General features: G+C 68.6%; 16 protein-coding genes. 3 read left to right on the top strand and 13 right to left on the bottom strand.

All coding sequences use genetic code 11. The annotated features are described in order from the left end of the window. Nucleotides 1-142: 142 nt before the first annotated feature. The 3 genes from ACZ49J_RS39310 (at nucleotide 143) to ACZ49J_RS39320 (ending at nucleotide 3,920) form a co-directional block, all read left to right on the top strand. Nucleotides 143-1,336: a sensor histidine kinase gene (locus tag ACZ49J_RS39310; protein WP_467450735.1), complete on the top strand. Its 1,194-nt coding sequence runs from the start codon at nucleotides 143-145 to the stop codon at nucleotides 1,334-1,336. Then, entirely contained in the window at nucleotides 1,333-1,974 is a 642-nt protein-coding gene (locus ACZ49J_RS39315; protein ID WP_467450736.1) for a response regulator, read from the top strand. Before ACZ49J_RS39310 ends, ACZ49J_RS39315 begins: the two co-directional genes overlap by 4 nt. Before the next feature lie 125 nt (nucleotides 1,975-2,099). Continuing rightward, nucleotides 2,100-3,920, top strand: coding sequence for a glycosyl hydrolase family 18 protein (locus ACZ49J_RS39320; RefSeq protein WP_467450738.1), 1,821 nt, complete (start codon nucleotides 2,100-2,102; stop codon nucleotides 3,918-3,920). An 86-nt stretch (nucleotides 3,921-4,006) separates the two neighbouring features. Here the strand turns inward: ACZ49J_RS39320 and ACZ49J_RS39325 are convergent, their stop codons facing one another. From ACZ49J_RS39325 to ACZ49J_RS39385, 13 genes are all read right to left on the bottom strand, one after another. Further along, nucleotides 4,007-5,281: an IPT/TIG domain-containing protein gene (locus ACZ49J_RS39325; protein WP_467450739.1), complete on the bottom strand. Its 1,275-nt coding sequence runs from the start codon at nucleotides 5,279-5,281 to the stop codon at nucleotides 4,007-4,009. Between the two features lie 149 nt (nucleotides 5,282-5,430). After that, a complete protein-coding gene (locus ACZ49J_RS39330; protein WP_467450740.1) occupies nucleotides 5,431-6,177 on the bottom strand; it encodes an IPT/TIG domain-containing protein in 747 nt (248 codons plus the stop codon). A gap of 924 nt (nucleotides 6,178-7,101) precedes the next feature. After that, nucleotides 7,102-7,557 (bottom strand): DUF2550 domain-containing protein, encoded by a 456-nt coding sequence (locus tag ACZ49J_RS39335; protein WP_467450742.1) that lies wholly within the window; start codon nucleotides 7,555-7,557, stop codon nucleotides 7,102-7,104. Between the two features lie 166 nt (nucleotides 7,558-7,723). Next, nucleotides 7,724-8,098 (bottom strand): F0F1 ATP synthase subunit epsilon, encoded by a 375-nt coding sequence (locus ACZ49J_RS39340; protein WP_467450744.1) that lies wholly within the window; start codon nucleotides 8,096-8,098, stop codon nucleotides 7,724-7,726. 129 nt (nucleotides 8,099-8,227) lie between these two features. Further along, nucleotides 8,228-9,664: a F0F1 ATP synthase subunit beta gene (atpD, locus tag ACZ49J_RS39345; RefSeq protein ID WP_467450746.1), complete on the bottom strand. Its 1,437-nt coding sequence runs from the start codon at nucleotides 9,662-9,664 to the stop codon at nucleotides 8,228-8,230. Then, nucleotides 9,664-10,581, bottom strand: a complete 918-nt coding sequence (locus tag ACZ49J_RS39350; RefSeq protein WP_467450748.1) for a F0F1 ATP synthase subunit gamma — start codon at nucleotides 10,579-10,581, stop codon at nucleotides 9,664-9,666. Before ACZ49J_RS39350 ends, atpD begins: the two co-directional genes overlap by 1 nt. Before the next feature lie 21 nt (nucleotides 10,582-10,602). After that, nucleotides 10,603-12,210 carry a F0F1 ATP synthase subunit alpha gene (gene atpA, locus ACZ49J_RS39355; RefSeq protein ID WP_467450749.1) on the bottom strand — a complete coding sequence of 536 codons (1,608 nt, stop codon included), beginning with the start codon at nucleotides 12,208-12,210 and terminating at the stop codon, nucleotides 10,603-10,605. Nucleotides 12,211-12,330: 120 nt separating this feature from the next. Then, nucleotides 12,331-13,146: a F0F1 ATP synthase subunit delta gene (locus ACZ49J_RS39360; RefSeq protein WP_467450750.1), complete on the bottom strand. Its 816-nt coding sequence runs from the start codon at nucleotides 13,144-13,146 to the stop codon at nucleotides 12,331-12,333. After that, nucleotides 13,143-13,691: a F0F1 ATP synthase subunit B gene (locus tag ACZ49J_RS39365; RefSeq protein ID WP_467450751.1), complete on the bottom strand. Its 549-nt coding sequence runs from the start codon at nucleotides 13,689-13,691 to the stop codon at nucleotides 13,143-13,145. Before ACZ49J_RS39365 ends, ACZ49J_RS39360 begins: the two co-directional genes overlap by 4 nt. A 45-nt stretch (nucleotides 13,692-13,736) precedes the next feature. After that, nucleotides 13,737-13,967 (bottom strand): ATP synthase F0 subunit C, encoded by a 231-nt coding sequence (gene atpE, locus ACZ49J_RS39370; protein WP_030049631.1) that lies wholly within the window; start codon nucleotides 13,965-13,967, stop codon nucleotides 13,737-13,739. Between the two features lie 80 nt (nucleotides 13,968-14,047). After that, entirely contained in the window at nucleotides 14,048-14,818 is a 771-nt protein-coding gene (gene atpB / locus ACZ49J_RS39375; protein ID WP_467450972.1) for a F0F1 ATP synthase subunit A, read from the bottom strand. 273 nt (nucleotides 14,819-15,091) lie between these two features. Next, the gene (locus tag ACZ49J_RS39380; protein WP_467450752.1) at nucleotides 15,092-15,529 is read right to left on the bottom strand and encodes a hypothetical protein; all 438 of its coding nucleotides are present in this window, start codon (nucleotides 15,527-15,529) and stop codon (nucleotides 15,092-15,094) included. A gap of 298 nt (nucleotides 15,530-15,827) precedes the next feature. Continuing rightward, entirely contained in the window at nucleotides 15,828-17,189 is a 1,362-nt protein-coding gene (locus ACZ49J_RS39385; protein ID WP_467450753.1) for an MraY family glycosyltransferase, read from the bottom strand. Nucleotides 17,190-17,291: the final 102 nt, after the last annotated feature.

Below are 17,291 nucleotides of genomic sequence, written 5' to 3' on the forward strand. Positions count from 1 at the left end.
TTCCGGTCGCCCTTCAAGGCTCCCGTCGCGAGCAGCCGCTTTCGTCGTCGGCGGTGACGAAGTGGCGGTACATCGAAAGATGCAGTCCGAGACCACCCCCCGGCATCACGCGGCGCGTTTGGGCCCCGTGTTGGATGGAGTCATGGCCGTACGACTCCCCCGACCCCACCGCGACGACGTGGCGATCGCCGTGGGCGGGCTGCTGGGCGGGCTCCTGCTGTGGGGCATCGGTCTCTTCCCCCGCCCGCCGGGCAGCGGGATCGTCCTCTGGTCCCCGGAGTGGGCAGCGCTCGTACCGCTGTCCGTGACGACCGCCTGCGAGCTGCTGCGCCGGACCCGGCCGCGTACCGCCCTGCTGGTCGGCGTCGTCATGCTGACCCTCGACACCGTCACGCGGGGCAATGTGGTCACCGTCGTGCTGTTCACCGACCTCGTGTACGCGGCCGTCCTGTACGGCACCCCGGCCTCCGCCCGCCGCATCCCCTGGATCAGCGGGCTGCTCACCGTGGCCGGCGCGGTGGTGCCCCTCGCGGTCTGGCGAGAGCCCGAGACGATCCTGATCGGCTTGGGTGTCGGTGTGGTGGCCCTGGCGCCCGCCACCACCGGTTGGGTGGTCCGCAACCACCGCGACGCCGCCGAGGCCGCCCGTCTGCGCGCCGAGCAGACCGCCCTCCTCGCCGAAATGGACCGCTCCCAGGCCGTCGGCGCGGAGCGCGCGCGGATGGCCCGCGAGCTGCACGACATGGTCGCCAACCACCTCTCCGCGATCGCGATCCACTCCACGGCCGCCCTCTCCCTCGACGACCCGAGGACCTCCCGGGACGCCCTGACCGTCATCCGCGAGAACAGCGTCGAGGGGCTCGCCGAGATGCGGCGGCTGATCGGCATCCTGCGCGACAGCAGCGGCGATCTGGAACCGGCCGCGGCCCCGACGCTCGACGGGCTCGGCGCCCTGGTCGAGGGCGCCCGCGCCAACGGCCTCGACATCACCCTCGACACCGGCCACGGCCCCTTGCCCGCTCCGGTCGAGCTCGCCGCCTACCGCATCGTCCAGGAGTCCCTCACCAACGCCCTCAAGCACGCCTGCCCCGGCCGTGTCACCGTGACGCTGGCGCAGCGGGACGGTGCCCTGACGGTCGAGGTGACCAGCCCGTACGGCGACCGCGACGGCCCCCGCGCACCCGGGTCGGGCGCCGGCCTGGTCGGCATGCGGGAGCGGACCGCCCTGCTGGACGGCACCTTCGAGGCCGGCCCCGTCGAGGACCCGGTCTCCCCCCACGGCAAGATCTGGGCCGTACGCGCCACCCTCCCCGTGACAGAAGGAGCCCCCGAATGATCCGCGTGCTCGTCGCCGAGGACCAGGCCGCCGTACGCTCCGGGCTCGTCCTCATCCTGCGCAGCGCGCCCGGCATCGAGGTGGTCGGCGAGGCCGCCGACGGAGAGCAGGCGGTGCTGCTCGCCCGTGAACTCCGGCCGGACCTGGTGCTGATGGACGTACAGATGCCCCGTCTCGACGGGGTGTCAGCGACCCGGCAGGTCGTGGCGGAGGGGCTGGCCGACGTGCTCGTGCTGACCACCTTCGACCTCGACGAGTACGTGTTCGGGGCGCTGCGGGCCGGGGCGTCCGGGTTCCTGCTCAAGAACACGGACGCGAAGGACCTGATCACGGCCGTCAGGACGGTCGCGGGGGGCGACGGGCTCATCGCCCCGGCGGTCACCCGGCGCCTGATCGCCGAGTTCGCCGCCAGGCCCGTGCGGGAGCCCGCGGCCGATCCGTCCGTCCTGGACTCCCTCACCCGCCGTGAACGCGAGGTCCTGTCCTGTCTCGGAGAAGGGCTGTCCAACGCCGAGATCGCCACGCGGCTGGACATGGCGGAGGCCACCGTGAAGACCCACGTCAGCCGCCTCCTCGGCAAGCTGGACCTGCGCAGCCGGGTCCAAGCTGCCGTACTGGCGCAGGAGTTGGGCGTGTAGGTCGCCGGGCCGACGCAGCAGGCGAACTGGTCCAGACCTCTTGACCGCTGGTCCAGACCTTTCTATTCTCAGCCGCACTGCGCCACGTCATGCTCATGCTCAAGACACCCCACAAGGAGGCGCACATGCGCTTCAGACACAGAGCTGCGGCGGGCTTCGCCACTCTCCTCCTCCCCCTCGCCGGCCTGGTAGGCCTCGCCACCCCGGCCAACGCGGCCACGGAGGCGACCGCCACCTACACCAGGACCCAGGACTGGGGCACCGGCTTCGAAGGCAAGTGGACCGTCAAGAACACCGGCACCACCACGATCAACTCCTGGACCGTCGAGTGGGACTTCCCCTCGGGAACGTCCGTGACCTCGGCCTGGGACGCCGACGTCACCTCGTCCGGCACCCACTGGACCGCCAAGAACAAGTCCTGGAACGGCACTCTCGCTCCAGGCGCCTCCGTCTCCTTCGGGTTCAACGGGAGCGGCTCAGGCTCCCCGGCCAACTGCAGGTTGAACGGTGGAAGTTGTGACGGCGGAGGCACCGTCCCCGGTGACGCGGCTCCCTCCGCGCCCGGCACCCCCACCACCTCCGACGTCACCAACACCTCGGTGAGACTGTCCTGGTCGCCGGCCACCGACGACAAGGGCATCAAGAACTACGACGTCCTGCGCGGCGGCACCAGGGTCGCGACCGTGACGGCGACCTCGTACACCGACACCGGGCTGACCGCCGGCACGGACTACTCGTACACCGTGCGGGCCCGCGACACCGCCGACCAGACCGGCCCGGTGAGCGGCGCCGCCTCCGTGCGGACCACCGGCGGCACCGGTCCCGCCCCCGGCTCCAAGGTCAACCTCGGCTACTTCACCGAGTGGGGCGTCTACGGCCGCAACTACCACGTGAAGAACCTGGTGACCTCGGGCTCCGCCTCCAAGATCACGCACATCAACTACGCCTTCGGCAACGTCAAGAACGGCCAGTGCGTCGTCGACGACACCTACGCCGCCTACGACAAGGCCTACACCGCCGACCAGTCCGTCAGCGGCGTCGCCGACACCTGGGACCAGCCGCTGCGCGGCAACTTCAACCAGCTGCGGCAGCTCAAGGCCAAGTACCCGAACATCAAGGTGCTGTACTCGTTCGGCGGCTGGACCTACTCGGGCGGCTTCGGACAGGCCGCGCAGAACCCGACGGCGTTCGCCAAGTCCTGCAAGGCCGTCGTGGAGGACCCGCGCTGGTCCGACGTCTTCGACGGCATCGACATCGACTGGGAGTACCCGAACGCCTGCGGTCTGAGCTGTGACACCTCCGGTGCCGCCGCCTTCAAGAACCTCATGCAGGCCCTGCGCACCGAGTTCGGCTCGAACTACCTGGTCACCGCCGCGATCACCGGTGACGGCTCCTCCGGCGGCAAGATCGACGCGGCCGACTACGGCGGCGCGGCCCAGTACCTCAACTGGTACAACGTGATGACGTACGACTACTTCGGCGCCTGGGCGAACACGGGCCCGACCGCCCCGCACTCGCCGCTCACCTCGTACTCCGGCATCCCCACGGCCGGCTTCACCTCCGCCGACGCGATCGCCAAGCTGAAGTCGAAGGGCGTCCCCTCGGCCAAGCTGCTGCTCGGCATCGGCTTCTACGGCCGCGGCTGGACCGGCGTCACCCAGTCCGCGCCCGGCGGCACGGCGACCGGCGCGGCCACGGGCACGTACGAGGCGGGCATCGAGGACTACAAGGTGCTCAAGAACTCCTGCCCGGCCACCGGCACGATCGCGGGGACGGCGTACGCCCACTGCGGCAGCAACTGGTGGAGCTACGACACCCCGGCCACCATCGGCACGAAGATGACCTGGGCCAAGAACCAGGGCCTGGGCGGAGCCTTCTTCTGGGAGTTCAGCGGGGACACGGCAGGCGGCGAACTGGTGACCGCGATCCGCAACGGTCTGAGCTGACATCCGCCCGGCGCCCGGCTCCCTGCGCCGGCCGGCGCCCCGATGTCCCGGAGAGGCAGTGGCCTGCCTCTCCGGGACATGGCGCGTCAGATGCCGGGTGCGGCCACCCGTGTGTACGTCAGGCCGTTGCTGGTGCCGGCAGGCGTGGTGACCGTGACGGAAAGCGGCCCTGCGGGGCCTGTCGGAGCGACGGCGGTGATCTGCGTCGGGGAGACCACCGTGAACGACGCGGGTACGGCGCCGAACCGGACGCCGGTGGCGGTCGCGAGGTCGCTGCCGGTCAGCGTGACGACCGTGACGGAATCCGCCGGTCCCTGGCCTGGCTCCAGGGAGACCAGCACGGGAGCGTCCAGGAAGACAAAACTCAGGGGGTTGCTGGTACCGCCGGAGGTGGTCACCGTGACGTCCGCGACCCCTTCGGGGTGGCTGGGGCTCACCGCGGTGATCCGAGTGGCGGAGTCGACGGTGAACGAGGCCGCCGCCACCCCGCCGAACCGCACCGCCGTCGCACCGAGGAGGTCGTTGCCGGTGACGATGACCGTGGTGCCGCCCGCCGTCCTCCCGGAGGGAGGGGCGAGGTCGGTCAGCGAGGGCAGCCCGGCGTAGTAGAAGAAGGCGTTGGGATCGTTGGGGTTGCTGGTGCCGTTGGGGGTGGTGACCGTGACGGCCGCGGCACCGGCCGCACGCGGCGGGGTCACCGCGGTGATCTGCGTGGCGGAGTTGACGGTGAACGAGGCCGCAGCCACCCCGCCGAACCGCACCGCCGTCGCACCGGAGAAGTTGGAGCCCGTCAACGTCACCGTCGTCCCACCCGAGACCGGCCCCTGATTCGGCGAAACACCGGTGACGGAAGGAGCGCCGACGTAGGTGAAGGTGACGGAGTTGCTGGTGCCGCTGGGGGTGGTGACCGTGACGGCCGCGGCACCGGCCGCACGCGGCGGGGTCACCGCGGTGATCTGCGTGGCGGAGTTGACGGTGAACGAGGCCGCCGCCACCCCGCCGAACCGCACTGCCGTCGCACCGGAGAAGTTGGAGCCCGTCAACGTCACCGTCGTCCCACCCGAGACCGGCCCCTGATTCGGCGAAACAGCGGTGAGGGAAGGAGCGGTGGTGTAAGTGAAGGGCACGGACTGGGAGCTGGTGCCCTCGTTCGTGATGACGTTGACGTTCACGGTACCGGTGCCTTGCGGAGTCACCGCCGTGATCTGGGTACTGCTGTTCACGGTGAACGAGGTGGCGGGAGTGAATCCGAACCGGACGGTCGTCACATTGGTGAAACCGCTTCCGGTGACGACGACGGTGGTACCGCCCGAGGGCGGCCCCTGATTGGGGCTGACCGAAGAGACCACAGGGGCAGCCATGGCTGTCCTCCTTCGCGCAAGACTCGGGATCGATACCACGTGCGGCCGCGTCGCAGCGTGGCCACACGTGGTCGAGCCCGTCCGGGCGGCGGGGGGACTACCGCCCGGACGGGGGTTCATCACCTCTGCCGCGGAGGCGATCGGACCGGTCAGATGCCGGGGCCCGCGACGTAGGTGAAGGCACCGACCTCCGTGTCCGATCCGGCGGGGTTGGTCACGACCACATCGGCCGCTCCCGCCGTACCGGGCGGAGTGACCACGGACAGCGTGGTCGCGCTGATCACCGAGAACGGGGCCGCGGTGCCGTCGAAGGTGACCGAGTCCGTGCTGTCCAGGTTGGTGCCGGTGATGGTCACCGCCGTCCCGCCCGAGGTCGGGCCCGATGTCGGGCTGATGGTCCCGATCGTCGGGACGTCCACGTAGGTGTAGGTGAGACCGTTGTTGGTGCCGCCCGCGGTGGTCACGCTCACCGCGACCGGCCCGGCCGCCGCGCCCGCGGGAACCGTGACGCTGAGCGAGCTGTCGCTGTTCACGGTCGGGGTGGCCGTGACGCCACCGAACGACACGCTGGTGGCCGTCGACAGGCCGGTGCCGTTGACGGAGATGGTGTTGCCGCCGGCCAGCGGCCCGGAGGTGGAGCCCAGGGAGGACTTGAAGGGGGCGCCGACGTAGAAGTACGGCACCGGGTTGCTGGTCCCGCCCGGGGTCGTCACGGTGACCCCGACCGTGCCGGTCCCCGAGGGGGAGACAGCGGTGACCTGGGTCGGAGAGACGTTGGTGACGCTGGTGGCAGGCTTGCTGCCGAACGTCACCGCGCTGGTGTTGGACAGGTTCGTACCCGTGATGGTGACCAGGGTCCCGCCTCCGGTGGAACCCTGATTCGGAGAGATCGGCATGACGAAGCTCCTCGCTCGTTGAGGGGGACATGCGAGGAACCGGCGGGAATGGCCAGCCATCGACTGCCATGTCGGGGAGAACGAACCGGCACCGGCGCCCCCGCGCACCCAGTCGGGCGCACCGCGGCCTCCGCCATGTCTCCCGGGCAAGGAAAAACCGGCAAGCGCTGCCTGTCCGAACGTTCCCCCGGCTCGGGGATGGGCAGCCCGCCGGTTCACACTCTCAGTGACCCACACATCCATTTGAGCGACAAGACGATGCCACCCCAATCACCCGTATGGAGTACCCGCCGTACGAGCCGGCCTCGTTCCCCGTCACACTGCCGCCGTCGAGGGTGAGGAACCCCTGGCGTCCCGCACGGGACTGGTGCCGCCCCGCGCCCGGGCAGGGACTTGGCGGGGAACCGCCGCACCGAAGCCTCACGCGGAGAACCAACTCGACTGTCACGGCGACTACTTGATGCTTCGCACCGGCACATGGAGGAAACGGCCCACGCCGACTGAACCCCCACACCTCGGCGGTGGGCAGCGGCGCGGGAACTGGACCATTCGAGTGACATATGACAAAAGCCTGGCAGCCACCAGGACGGGCGTGGATTACTGGAATGGATCTGGCCGGTGGGCCGCCCATTCTCACCGGGGGAGCGGCAGTCGGACTGCCTGCGGCTTTTCTGCAGGAGCGGCGGGTGAACGACCCCGGCTTACCGCGATGGGCACCCCCGGAGGAGAAACTGGATCCCGAACAGCCGGTGCCGTTCGCGGCACCGGCTGACTCGGGGGCCGGGCCACAACACCCCACCCCCGCCGGACGCCCCTCACTCGCCAGGCAACTCACTGACGCAAAACTGCAACCGGTCCCGCCAGGCTCGACCGCTCAGTCGAAGGCCTCGGGACCGCGCTCGAAGACCGGATCAAGGCCTGCCGTCAGGCCACGTTCACGCGCTGTCCCGGCGGGGCTGCCTCCAGCCACGCGAGGAAACCGGTCAGCGCGTCCTCGCTCATCGCCAGCTCAAGCCTGCTCCCCCGGTGGAGGCAGGCGAGGATCACGGCGTCGGAGAGCAGCGCGAGCTCCTCCTCACCCTCAGGGGTGCGGCGCCCGGCCACCTCGATCGCCGAGCGCTCCAGGATGCGGCGCGGACGCGGGGAGTACGAGAAGACACGGAACCACTCGATGCGGTCGCCGTTGTAGCGGGCGATGCCGTAGCCCCAGCCCTTGCCGTTCTCCTCGCCCTTCTCGGGTTTTTCCGGAGCGTTCCACCGCAGGCTGCAGTCGAAGGTGCCGCCCGAGCGCTGGATCAGTCGTCGTCTCAGGCCGAAGACGAACAGACCCACCACCACGAGCGCGACCACCAGCCCGCACACAGTCAGAGCGAGGACCATCGACACCGACCTCCTCGTCTCCTAGGTAACGGAACGGAAAAAACTCCCACATTCGCCTCAGCCGCGGCTGGGTCCGGATGGATATGTCCAGACCCAGCCGCGGCTGAGGTACAGCATCACATGACGCTCCCCCAGTGCCTGAACGGCCTGGGAGGCGCCCCACCAGTCAGCGCGCCGCCACCGCACGCAGGCGGACGTCCGCGCGGCGCTCGGCGTGGGCGTCGCCCTCCGCCTTCGCGCGCTCGAGCTCCCGCTCCGCGCGCTGGACGTCGATCTCGTCCGACAGCTCGGCGATCTCGGCCAGCAGCGACAGCTTGTTGTCCGCGTACGAGATGAAACCGCCGTGCACCGCGGCGACGACCGTTCCACCATCACTCGTACGGATGGTCACCGGGCCCGACTCCAGCACACCGAGCAGCGGCTGGTGACCGGGCATGACGCCGATGTCGCCGGACGTGGTGCGCGCGACGACCAGGGTGGCCTCGCCGGACCAGACCTCTCGGTCGGCCGCGACCAGCGCGACGTGCAGCTCAGCAGCCAAGGTTGGCTCCTCGGGTCACCACCCGGCGGTTCTGCCGGGTGTTGGGTCAATTCTAGTGGGAGTGGAGAGAGGGGCGGGACGCACCCCTTGCGAGGTGCTCACCCGCCCCTCTCACCGTCGAGCGCGACGTCAGGAGACGCCCAGCTCCTTCGCGTTCTTCTTCAGGTCCTCGATACCACCGCACATGAAGAAGGCCTGCTCCGGGAAGTGGTCGTACTCACCGTCGATGATCGCGTTGAACGCGGCGATCGACTCGTCCAGCGGCACGTCCGACCCGTCGACGCCGGTGAACTGCTTGGCGACGTGGGTGTTCTGGGACAGGAAGCGCTCCACGCGACGGGCACGGTGGACGACGAGCTTGTCCTCCTCGCCGAGCTCGTCGATACCGAGGATCGCGATGATGTCCTGCAGGTCCTTGTACTTCTGCAGGATGTTCTTCACGCGCATCGCGGCGTTGTAGTGGTCCGCCGCGATGTACCGCGGGTCGAGGATGCGGGACGTCGAGTCCAGCGGGTCCACGGCCGGGTAGATGCCCTTCTCGGAGATCGGACGGGAGAGAACCGTCGTCGCGTCGAGGTGGGCGAAGGTGGTGGCCGGGGCCGGGTCGGTCAGGTCGTCCGCGGGGACGTAGATCGCCTGCATCGAGGTGATCGAGTGACCGCGGGTCGAGGTGATGCGCTCCTGGAGGAGACCCATCTCGTCGGCCAGGTTCGGCTGGTAGCCCACCGCGGAGGGCATACGGCCGAGCAGGGTCGACACCTCGGAACCGGCCTGGGTGAAGCGGAAGATGTTGTCGATGAAGAACAGCACGTCCTGCTTCTGCACATCGCGGAAGTACTCCGCCATGGTCAGACCGGCCAGCGCCACGCGCAGACGGGTGCCCGGGGGCTCGTCCATCTGGCCGAAGACCAGCGCGGTCTTGTCGATGACGCCGGACTCGCTCATCTCGTCGATGAGGTCGTTGCCCTCACGGGTGCGCTCACCGACACCGGCGAACACCGACACACCGTCGTGGTTGTTGGCGACGCGGTAGATCATCTCCTGGATGAGCACCGTCTTGCCGACGCCGGCGCCGCCGAACAGACCGATCTTGCCGCCCTTGACGTACGGGGTCAGCAGGTCGATGACCTTGACGCCGGTCTCGAACATCTCGGTCTTCGACTCGAGCTCGTCGAAGTTCGGGGCCTTGCGGTGGATCGGCCAGCGCTCGCCGTCGTACGTCTCGTCGACGTTGAGCACCTCACCGAGGGTGTTGAACACCTTGCCCTTGGTGAAGTCGCCGACCGGGACGGAGATCGACGTGCCGGTGTTCGTCACCGGGGCCTGGCGGACCAGACCGTCGGTGGGCTGCATGGAGATGGCGCGGACCAGGCCGTCGCCCAGGTGCTGGGCGACCTCGAGGGTCAGCGTCTTCTTCGCGCCGTCCTGGGCCGGGTCGGCCACCTCGACGTGCAGGGCGTTGTAGATGTCGGGCATCGCGTCGACGGGGAACTCCACGTCGACGACCGGGCCGATGACCCGGGCGACGCGGCCCGTAGCCGTGGCCGTCTCAACAGTGGTGGTCATTAGCGGTCACTCCCCGCGGTCGCGTCGGCCAGGGCTGCGGAGCCACCGACGATCTCGCTGATTTCCTGGGTGATTTCGGCCTGGCGGGCCGCGTTGGCAAGCCGGGAGAGGTTCTCGATGAGCTCTCCGGCGTTGTCAGTGGCGGACTTCATCGCACGACGGGTGGCGGCGTGCTTGGAAGCGGCCGACTGGAGCAGTGCGTTGTAGATCCGGCTCTCGACGTAGCGCGGCAGCAGGGCGTCGAGGACGTCCTCCGCCGACGGCTCGAAGTCGTACAGCGGCAGGATCTCGCCCTTGGTGGGCGACTCCTCCGCGACCTCTTCGAGGCTGAGCGGAAGCAGTCGGGCGTCGACCGCGTTCTGCGTCATCATCGAGACGAACTCGGTGTAGACGATGTGGAGTTCGTCCACGCCGCCGTCCGCCGTCTCCTTCTCGATGGCCTCGATCAGGGGCGCCGCGACCTTCTTGGCGTCCGCGTAGGAGGGCTCGTCGGTGAAGCCGGTCCACGACTCCGCGATCTTGCGCTCGCGGAAGTTGTAGTGGGCCACACCGCGCCGGCCGACGATGTACACGTCGACCTGCTTGCCCTCGGCCTCCAGACGAACCGTCAGCTGCTCCGCCGCCTTGATGGCGTTGGAGTTGAACGCGCCTGCCAGACCGCGGTCGCTCGTCAGGAGCAGCACCGCGGACCGGGTGACCGTCTCGGCCTGGGTGGTCAGCGCGTGCTTGGTGTTCGAACCGGTGCCGACCGCCGTGACCGCGCGGGTCAGTTCCTGCGCGTACGGCGTGGAGGCCGCCACCTTGCGCTGCGCCTTGACGACGCGCGAGGCGGCGATCATCTCCATCGCCTTGGTGATCTTCTTGGTCGCGGTGACGGATCGGATGCGACGCTTGTAGACCCGGAGCTGGGCTCCCATGAGTCAGGTCCCTTCCTTACGTCACTTGGAGGCGTTGGTCGCCTTCGGCGCCGCCGTGGCGTCCTCGCCGAGCAGCTTGCCGTCCGAGGTCTCGAACTGCTTCTTGAACTCGGCGATGGCGTCGGCGACGGCGGTGAGGGTGTCGTCCGACATCTTGCCGCCCTCCTTGATGGAGGTCATGAGGCCCTGCTCCTTGCGGTGCAGGAACTCGAGCAGCTCCTTCTCGAAGCGGCGGATGTCGGCGACCGGCACGTCGTCCATCTTGCCGGTGGTGCCGGCCCAGACGGAGACGACCTGGTCCTCGGTGGACATCGGCTCGTACTGGTTCTGCTTCAGCAGCTCGACCATGCGCTGACCGCGCTCCAGCTGCGCCTTCGACGCGGCGTCCAGGTCGGAACCGAAGGCGGCGAACGCCTCCAGCTCACGGAACTGGGCGAGGTCCACGCGCAGACGGCCGGAGACCTGCTTCATCGCCTTGTGCTGGGCGGAACCACCGACTCGGGAGACGGAGATACCGACGTTCAGCGCGGGACGCTGACCGGCGTTGAACAGGTCCGACTCCAGGAAGCACTGGCCGTCGGTGATGGAGATGACGTTGGTCGGGATGAACGCCGAGACGTCGTTGGCCTTGGTCTCGACGATCGGCAGACCCGTCATCGAGCCCTTGCCCATGTCGTCGGAGAGCTTCGCGCAGCGCTCCAGCAGCCGGGAGTGCAGGTAGAAGACGTCACCCGGGTAGGCCTCGCGGCCCGGCGGGCGGCGCAGCAGCAGGGACACGGCGCGGTAGGCGTCGGCCTGCTTCGAGAGGTCGTCGAAGATGATGAGGACGTGCTTGCCCTCGTACATCCACTGCTGGCCGATGGCCGAACCGGTGTACGGCGCCAGGTACTTGAAGCCGGCCGGGTCGGACGCCGGGGCGGCGACGATGGTCGTGTACTCGAGCGCGCCGTTCTCCTCCAGCGCGCGGCGGACCGACGCGATGGTCGAGCCCTTCTGGCCGATGGCGACGTAGATGCAGCGGACCTGCTTGTTCACGTCGCCCGAGCGCCAGTTGTCGCGCTGGTTGATGATCGTGTCGACGGCCAGGGCGGTCTTGCCGGTCTGGCGGTCACCGATGATCAGCTGACGCTGACCGCGGCCGATCGGGGTCATCGCGTCGACGGCCTTGTAGCCGGTCTCCATCGGCTCGTGCACCGACTTGCGCTGCATGACCGTGGGGGCCTGCAGCTCGAGGGCGCGGCGGCCGGTGGTCTCGATCTCGCCGAGGCCGTCGATCGCGTTGCCGAGCGGGTCGACCACGCGGCCGAGGTAGCCGTCGCCGACGGGCACGGACAGGACCTCGCCGGTACGGGTGACCGGCTGACCCTCCTCGATGCCGCTGAACTCACCGAGGACGATGGCGCCGATCTCGCGCTCTTCCAGGTTCAGCGCGAGGCCGAGGGTGCCGTCCTCGAACTTCAGCAGTTCGTTGGCCATGGCCGAGGGAAGACCCTCGACCTTCGCGATGCCGTCGCCGGCAAGGGTGACCGTACCGACCTCCTCGCGCGAGGCCGCGTCCGGCTTGTACGACTGGACGAAGTTCTCCAGCGCGTCCCGGATCTCCTCCGGCCGGATCGTGAGCTCCGCCATCTGGGTTCCCTGCTCTCCTTGTTGGGCCCGAAGTTTCACTTTGGGGGTCTGGGGGCGACCCCCAGGATTCTTCTGCACGGCCCAACCAGGGCCGTAAGTACGTACTGCTATGAAGTTGCCTCAGCCCGCCATGCGGCGGCCGGCGTCCTCGAGTCGGTCCGCGATCGAGCCGTTGATGACCTCGTCACCGACCTGCACCCGGATCCCGCCGAGGACCTCGGGGTCCACGTCGATGTTGAGGTGCATCTGGCGGCCGTAGAGCTTGGCGAGGGCGGCGCCCAGGCGCTGCTTCTGCCGGTCGCTCAGCGGAACCGCCGAGGTCACGATGGCCACGAGCCGGTCCCGGCGCTCGGCGGCGAGCTTGGACAGGGACTCGAGTCCCGCCTCCAGGCTACGTCCACGCGGCGCGGTCACAAGGCGCGTCACCAGACGCTCGGTCGCCACGTTGGCACGACCGCCGAGCAGGCTGCGCAGCAGCTCGCTCTTGGCCGTGGTGCTCGCGGCACGGTCGGTCAGGGCGGACCGCAGCTCGGTGTTCGAAGAGACGATCCGGCCGAACCGGAACAGCTCGTCCTCGACGTCGTCGAGTGCGCCCGCCTTCTGGGCCGCGGTGAGGTCGGCCGTGGCGGCCAGCTCCTCCAGCGCGTCCACCAGGTCGCGCGACTGCGACCAGCGGGAGCGCACCACGCCGGCCACCAGGTCGGCGGTGGCGCCGCTGACCTGGTCGCCGAAGATGCGTCCGGCGAGTCCAGCCTTGGCGTCAGCGGCCTGCGCCGGGTCGGTGAGGACCCGACGCAAGCTGACCTCGCGGTCGAGCAGCGCGGTGACGGCGGCCAGCTCGTCGGCGAGCTGCGCCGCGTCCACGGACGTGGAGTCCGTCAGCGCGTCGAGACGCTCACGTGCGGCTGCCAGGGCCTCGCGGCTCGCTCCGTTCATCGCGCGGCCTCGGCCTTCTCCTCGAGCTCGTCGAGGAAGCGGTCGATCACGCGGCTCTGCCGGGCGTGGTCCTCGAGGGACTCGCCGACGAGCTTGCCGGCCAGGTCGGTGGCGAGCTTGCCGACGTCCTGGCGGAGCGCGGACGCGGCGGCCTTGCGGTCGGCCTCGATCTGGGAGTGGCCCGCGGCGATGATCTCCTCACGCTGCCGCTGGCCTTCCGCACGCATCTCGGCGATGAGCGCGGCGCCCTGCTCCTGCGCCTCCTGGCGCAGACGCGCGGCCTCGTGCCGGGCCTCGGCGAGCTGAGCCTTGTACTGCTCGAGCACGCTCTGGGCCTCGACCTTCATGGCGTCGGCCTCTTCGATACCGCCTTCGATCGCCGCGCGACGCTCGTCCAGAACCTTGTTGATGTTCGGGAGGAGCTTCTTCCAGAAGAAGAAGAACACGATGGCGAAGGCGATGGTGCCCACGAGCAGCTCGGGGCCCGGAGGGATAAGCGGGTTCTGCTTCTCCTCGGCCGCCAGCTGTACCAGGTTGGCGATCACATCAGTGCCTTTCGTGGAAAGGTTTCGATCGTCGGGTGCGTCGGTCTAGTAGACGAACGGCATGACGATGCCGATGAGGGCGAGCGCCTCACAGAACGCGAAACCGAGGATCTGGTTGGCACGGATCAGGCCGGCCGCCTCGGGCTGGCGGGCCAGGGCCTGGGTGCCGTTGCCGAAGATGATGCCGACGCCGACGCCGGGGCCGATGGCGGCAAGGCCGTAACCGATGGAACCGAGGTTGCCTTCGACAGCGGCGAGGGTCTCAAGGGCAGCCATGCTGATTCTTCCTTCTCTTTCATGGACCGGCGGGGGTTGGCCACCGGACGTTCTTGGGGGTTTGTGGAGCGGCGCGGGGCTCAGTGGTGCTCGGCGAGAGCGCCCTGGATGTACGAGCAGGCGAGCAGGACGAAGACGTACGCCTGGACGGCCTGCACGAAGAGTTCGAAGACGATCATGACCGTGGCCATGACGAAGGAGACACCGGCGGCCGGGATCATCCAGCTGTTCAGCAGGTACCAGGAGGCGACCGTGAACATGACCAGCATCAGGTGGCCGGCGAACATGTTGGCGAAGAGTCGCACCGCGTGCGTGAACGGGCGGACCAGCAGGTTCGAGAAGAACTCGATGAACATCACCAGCGGCAAAACCGGGCCGAGTTCCTTGTCGTAGCCCGTGACGTTCTTGAAGAAGCCGACGAAACCGTGCCGCTTGAAGGTCAGCGAGACCCAGGTGATGTAGACGATCGCGGCCAGCACCATCGGGTACGCGACGATCGAGGACACCGGGAACTGGGCCAGCGGGATCACGGACCAGATGTTCATGATCCAGATGAAGAAGAAGAGCGAGACCATCAGGGGGACGAACTTCTCGCCCTCCTTCTTGCCGAGGGTCTCGTAGACGATGCCGCGGCGCACGAAGTCGTAGCCGGCCTCGCCGATCATCTGGAGCTTGCCCGGCACCACCTTCGCCTTGCCGAAGGCGAGCGTGAAGAAGGTGACCACCAGGAGGGTGGTGATGATGGCGAGCAGCATCACCTTGTTGAACTCGAACCCGCCGACCGTGGCGATCGGCTTGAAGAGGAACGAGTGCAGGCCCGGAGCCGGGAAGCCACAGCCGTTGTCGGACATGATCCGACAGCTCCAGTCAAAGGCGAGCTGGGTCTGGTCAGCACTCACCGCGGGCTCCTTCGGCGTGACGCATGGGTACGGCAACCTCGTTGTGTCGGCGCGGCGCGCAGCCGCGGATCGGCACCGGACTGGTGTTACGGATGTGGGGGCGGCTGGGGGGCATCGAGCCTCGCGATTGAGCAGGCGTCAGCTCAGATGCCCGCGCCCGCGATGCCGCAGTTGGCACCGGACGATAGCAGGAGTTCGCACACGCATTTATCCCGGCCCTACCCCTCACGACGAGTGCCCCGATTTTTCGGGCTTGCTGCCCGAGGACGAATCGGGTTCGACGTAGAGGATCTTGGCCTTCATGTGCGCCCGCGTCTGGGCGGCGATCCACGCGAGGGTGGTCCCGATGAGCGTGATCGCGAAGGCCTTGGGGTGGAACAGCGTGGTGTTCTTGAACGCGCTCAGGAAGATGAACAGCAGCAGGATCTGCGCCGCGTAGAGCATCAGGCCCATCATCTGGAACAGATGCGGAAGCGATTTGGCAGTGCGCTGCAGAACGTAGAGCCCGATACCCATGAAGAGGATCGTGAGCACCGCCGCCACGATGGCACCGACCGCCCCCTTACCGCCGACGACCACACCGCTGACGACGGCAGCGATCGCACCGACGGCAGCCGTGGGTACGGCGGCCTGAAGCAGGATCCGGGCGTCATTGGACGGCATGGCGGCAACTCCGCTTTCACAGGGGGCAGGGTGTCGTCATGGACGAGCGTAGTCCCGGGGCGAGAGGGAGAATTCCCCGCCTACGGACCGTCGCATTGCGGTCCTTCGGCTCTATCCCGGGTTCTCGTGAACCGTATCACAAACTATTTGATGAGGTCTTTACCTGGTTGGTGTGCAGGGTGTCACACCTGAGAGTGAAGCTGCGCTTCTGAGCAAAAACTGCACCCTTTTGTCTGGTATAAGCCCGGTTCGCGCCCTGGACGTCGAGTCAAGAGTTAGTCAGATTCTTACCTTCGGGTCAGCGCGAGGTTTCGGCTTTGCGCCCGTCCAGCATGCGCGAACGGGCGCCGAGCGCGGTGGCGCCGTTGACGCGTGAGACTCCCGCGGCCACGGGGGTGCGGGGATCGACGGGCAGGGCGGTGTCCGGGTCCACGTCCGTCGTCCCGTACGCGGCGCTCGACGCGGCCGGGGCGACCGCGACCGCCTCCGCACGGCGCCGGCGGTACCGCGGGGGCACGAAGGCCTCGGCCCAGCGCGGGGTGCGCGGCGTGAAGCGGGGCAGCAGGAGCAGCACGAGACCGACGAAGCTGAGCGCGACGACGCCGAGGACGATCCACATCGAGGCCGAGTTCACCGAGTACGCCAGCGCGCCGAAGGCGATCAGCGCGGACCAGAAGTACATGATCAGCACGGCCCGGCTGTGCGAGTGGCCGATCTCCAGCAAACGGTGGTGCAGGTGGCCGCGGTCGGCGGCGAACGGCGACTGGCCGCGCCAGGTGCGGCGCACGATCGCCAGCACCAGGTCCGCCGCCGGGATCGCGATGATCGTGAGCGGCAGCAGCAGCGGGATGTAGACGGGGACGGTCTGGTGGACCGTGTTGCGCTCGGAACCCGAGAACAGGTTCATGGCGTCGGGGTCGATCTGGCCCGTGACGGAGATGGCGCCCGCGGCCAGGACGAGCCCGATGAGCATCGAGCCGGAGTCGCCCATGAAGATCCGGGCGGGGTGCATGTTGTGCGGCAGGAAGCCCAGGCACATGCCCATGAGGATGGCCGCGAAGAGGGTCGCCGGGGCGGCGGCCTCGATGCCGTAGCTGTACCAGATGCGGTAGGCGTACATGAAGAACGCGCAGGACGCGATGCACACCATGCCCGCGGCGAGGCCGTCGAGGCCGTCCACGAAGTTGACCGCGTTGATCGTGATGACGACGAGGGCGACCGTGAGCAGGGTGCCCTGCCACTGGGTCAGCGCCACGTTGCCGACACCCGGGATGGGCAGCCACAGGATCGTCAGACCCTGCATGACCATGACGCCCGCGGCGATCATCTGACCGCCGAGCTTGATCAGCGCGTCGATCTCGAACTTGTCGTCCAGGACGCCGATGAGCCAGATCAGCGCGGCGCCGGAGAGCAGGGCACGCGGTTCGTTCGAGCTGGAGAAGACCTCGCTGAGGTTCGTGAGGTGGTCGGCGACCAGCAGGCCCGCGCACAGCCCGAAGAACATGGCGATGCCACCGAGCCGGGGCGTGGGTTCCCGGTGGACGTCGCGCGCACGGATCTCCGGCATGGCACCCGCCACGATCGCGAACTTCCGTACCGGCCCCGTCAGCAGGTACGTCACCGCGGCCGTGATGCAGAGTGTCAGCAGGTATTCACGCACAGGCTTCCCCACAGGTCTCGCTGGCCATCTCAGCCCCACACCCTAGCGATGAGCGCATATCGATGGGGACTTCCGGGTAGCGACGATGGTTGCACGTGTGTC

It is taken from the genome of Streptomyces sp. NPDC030840, from assembly GCF_055572015.1.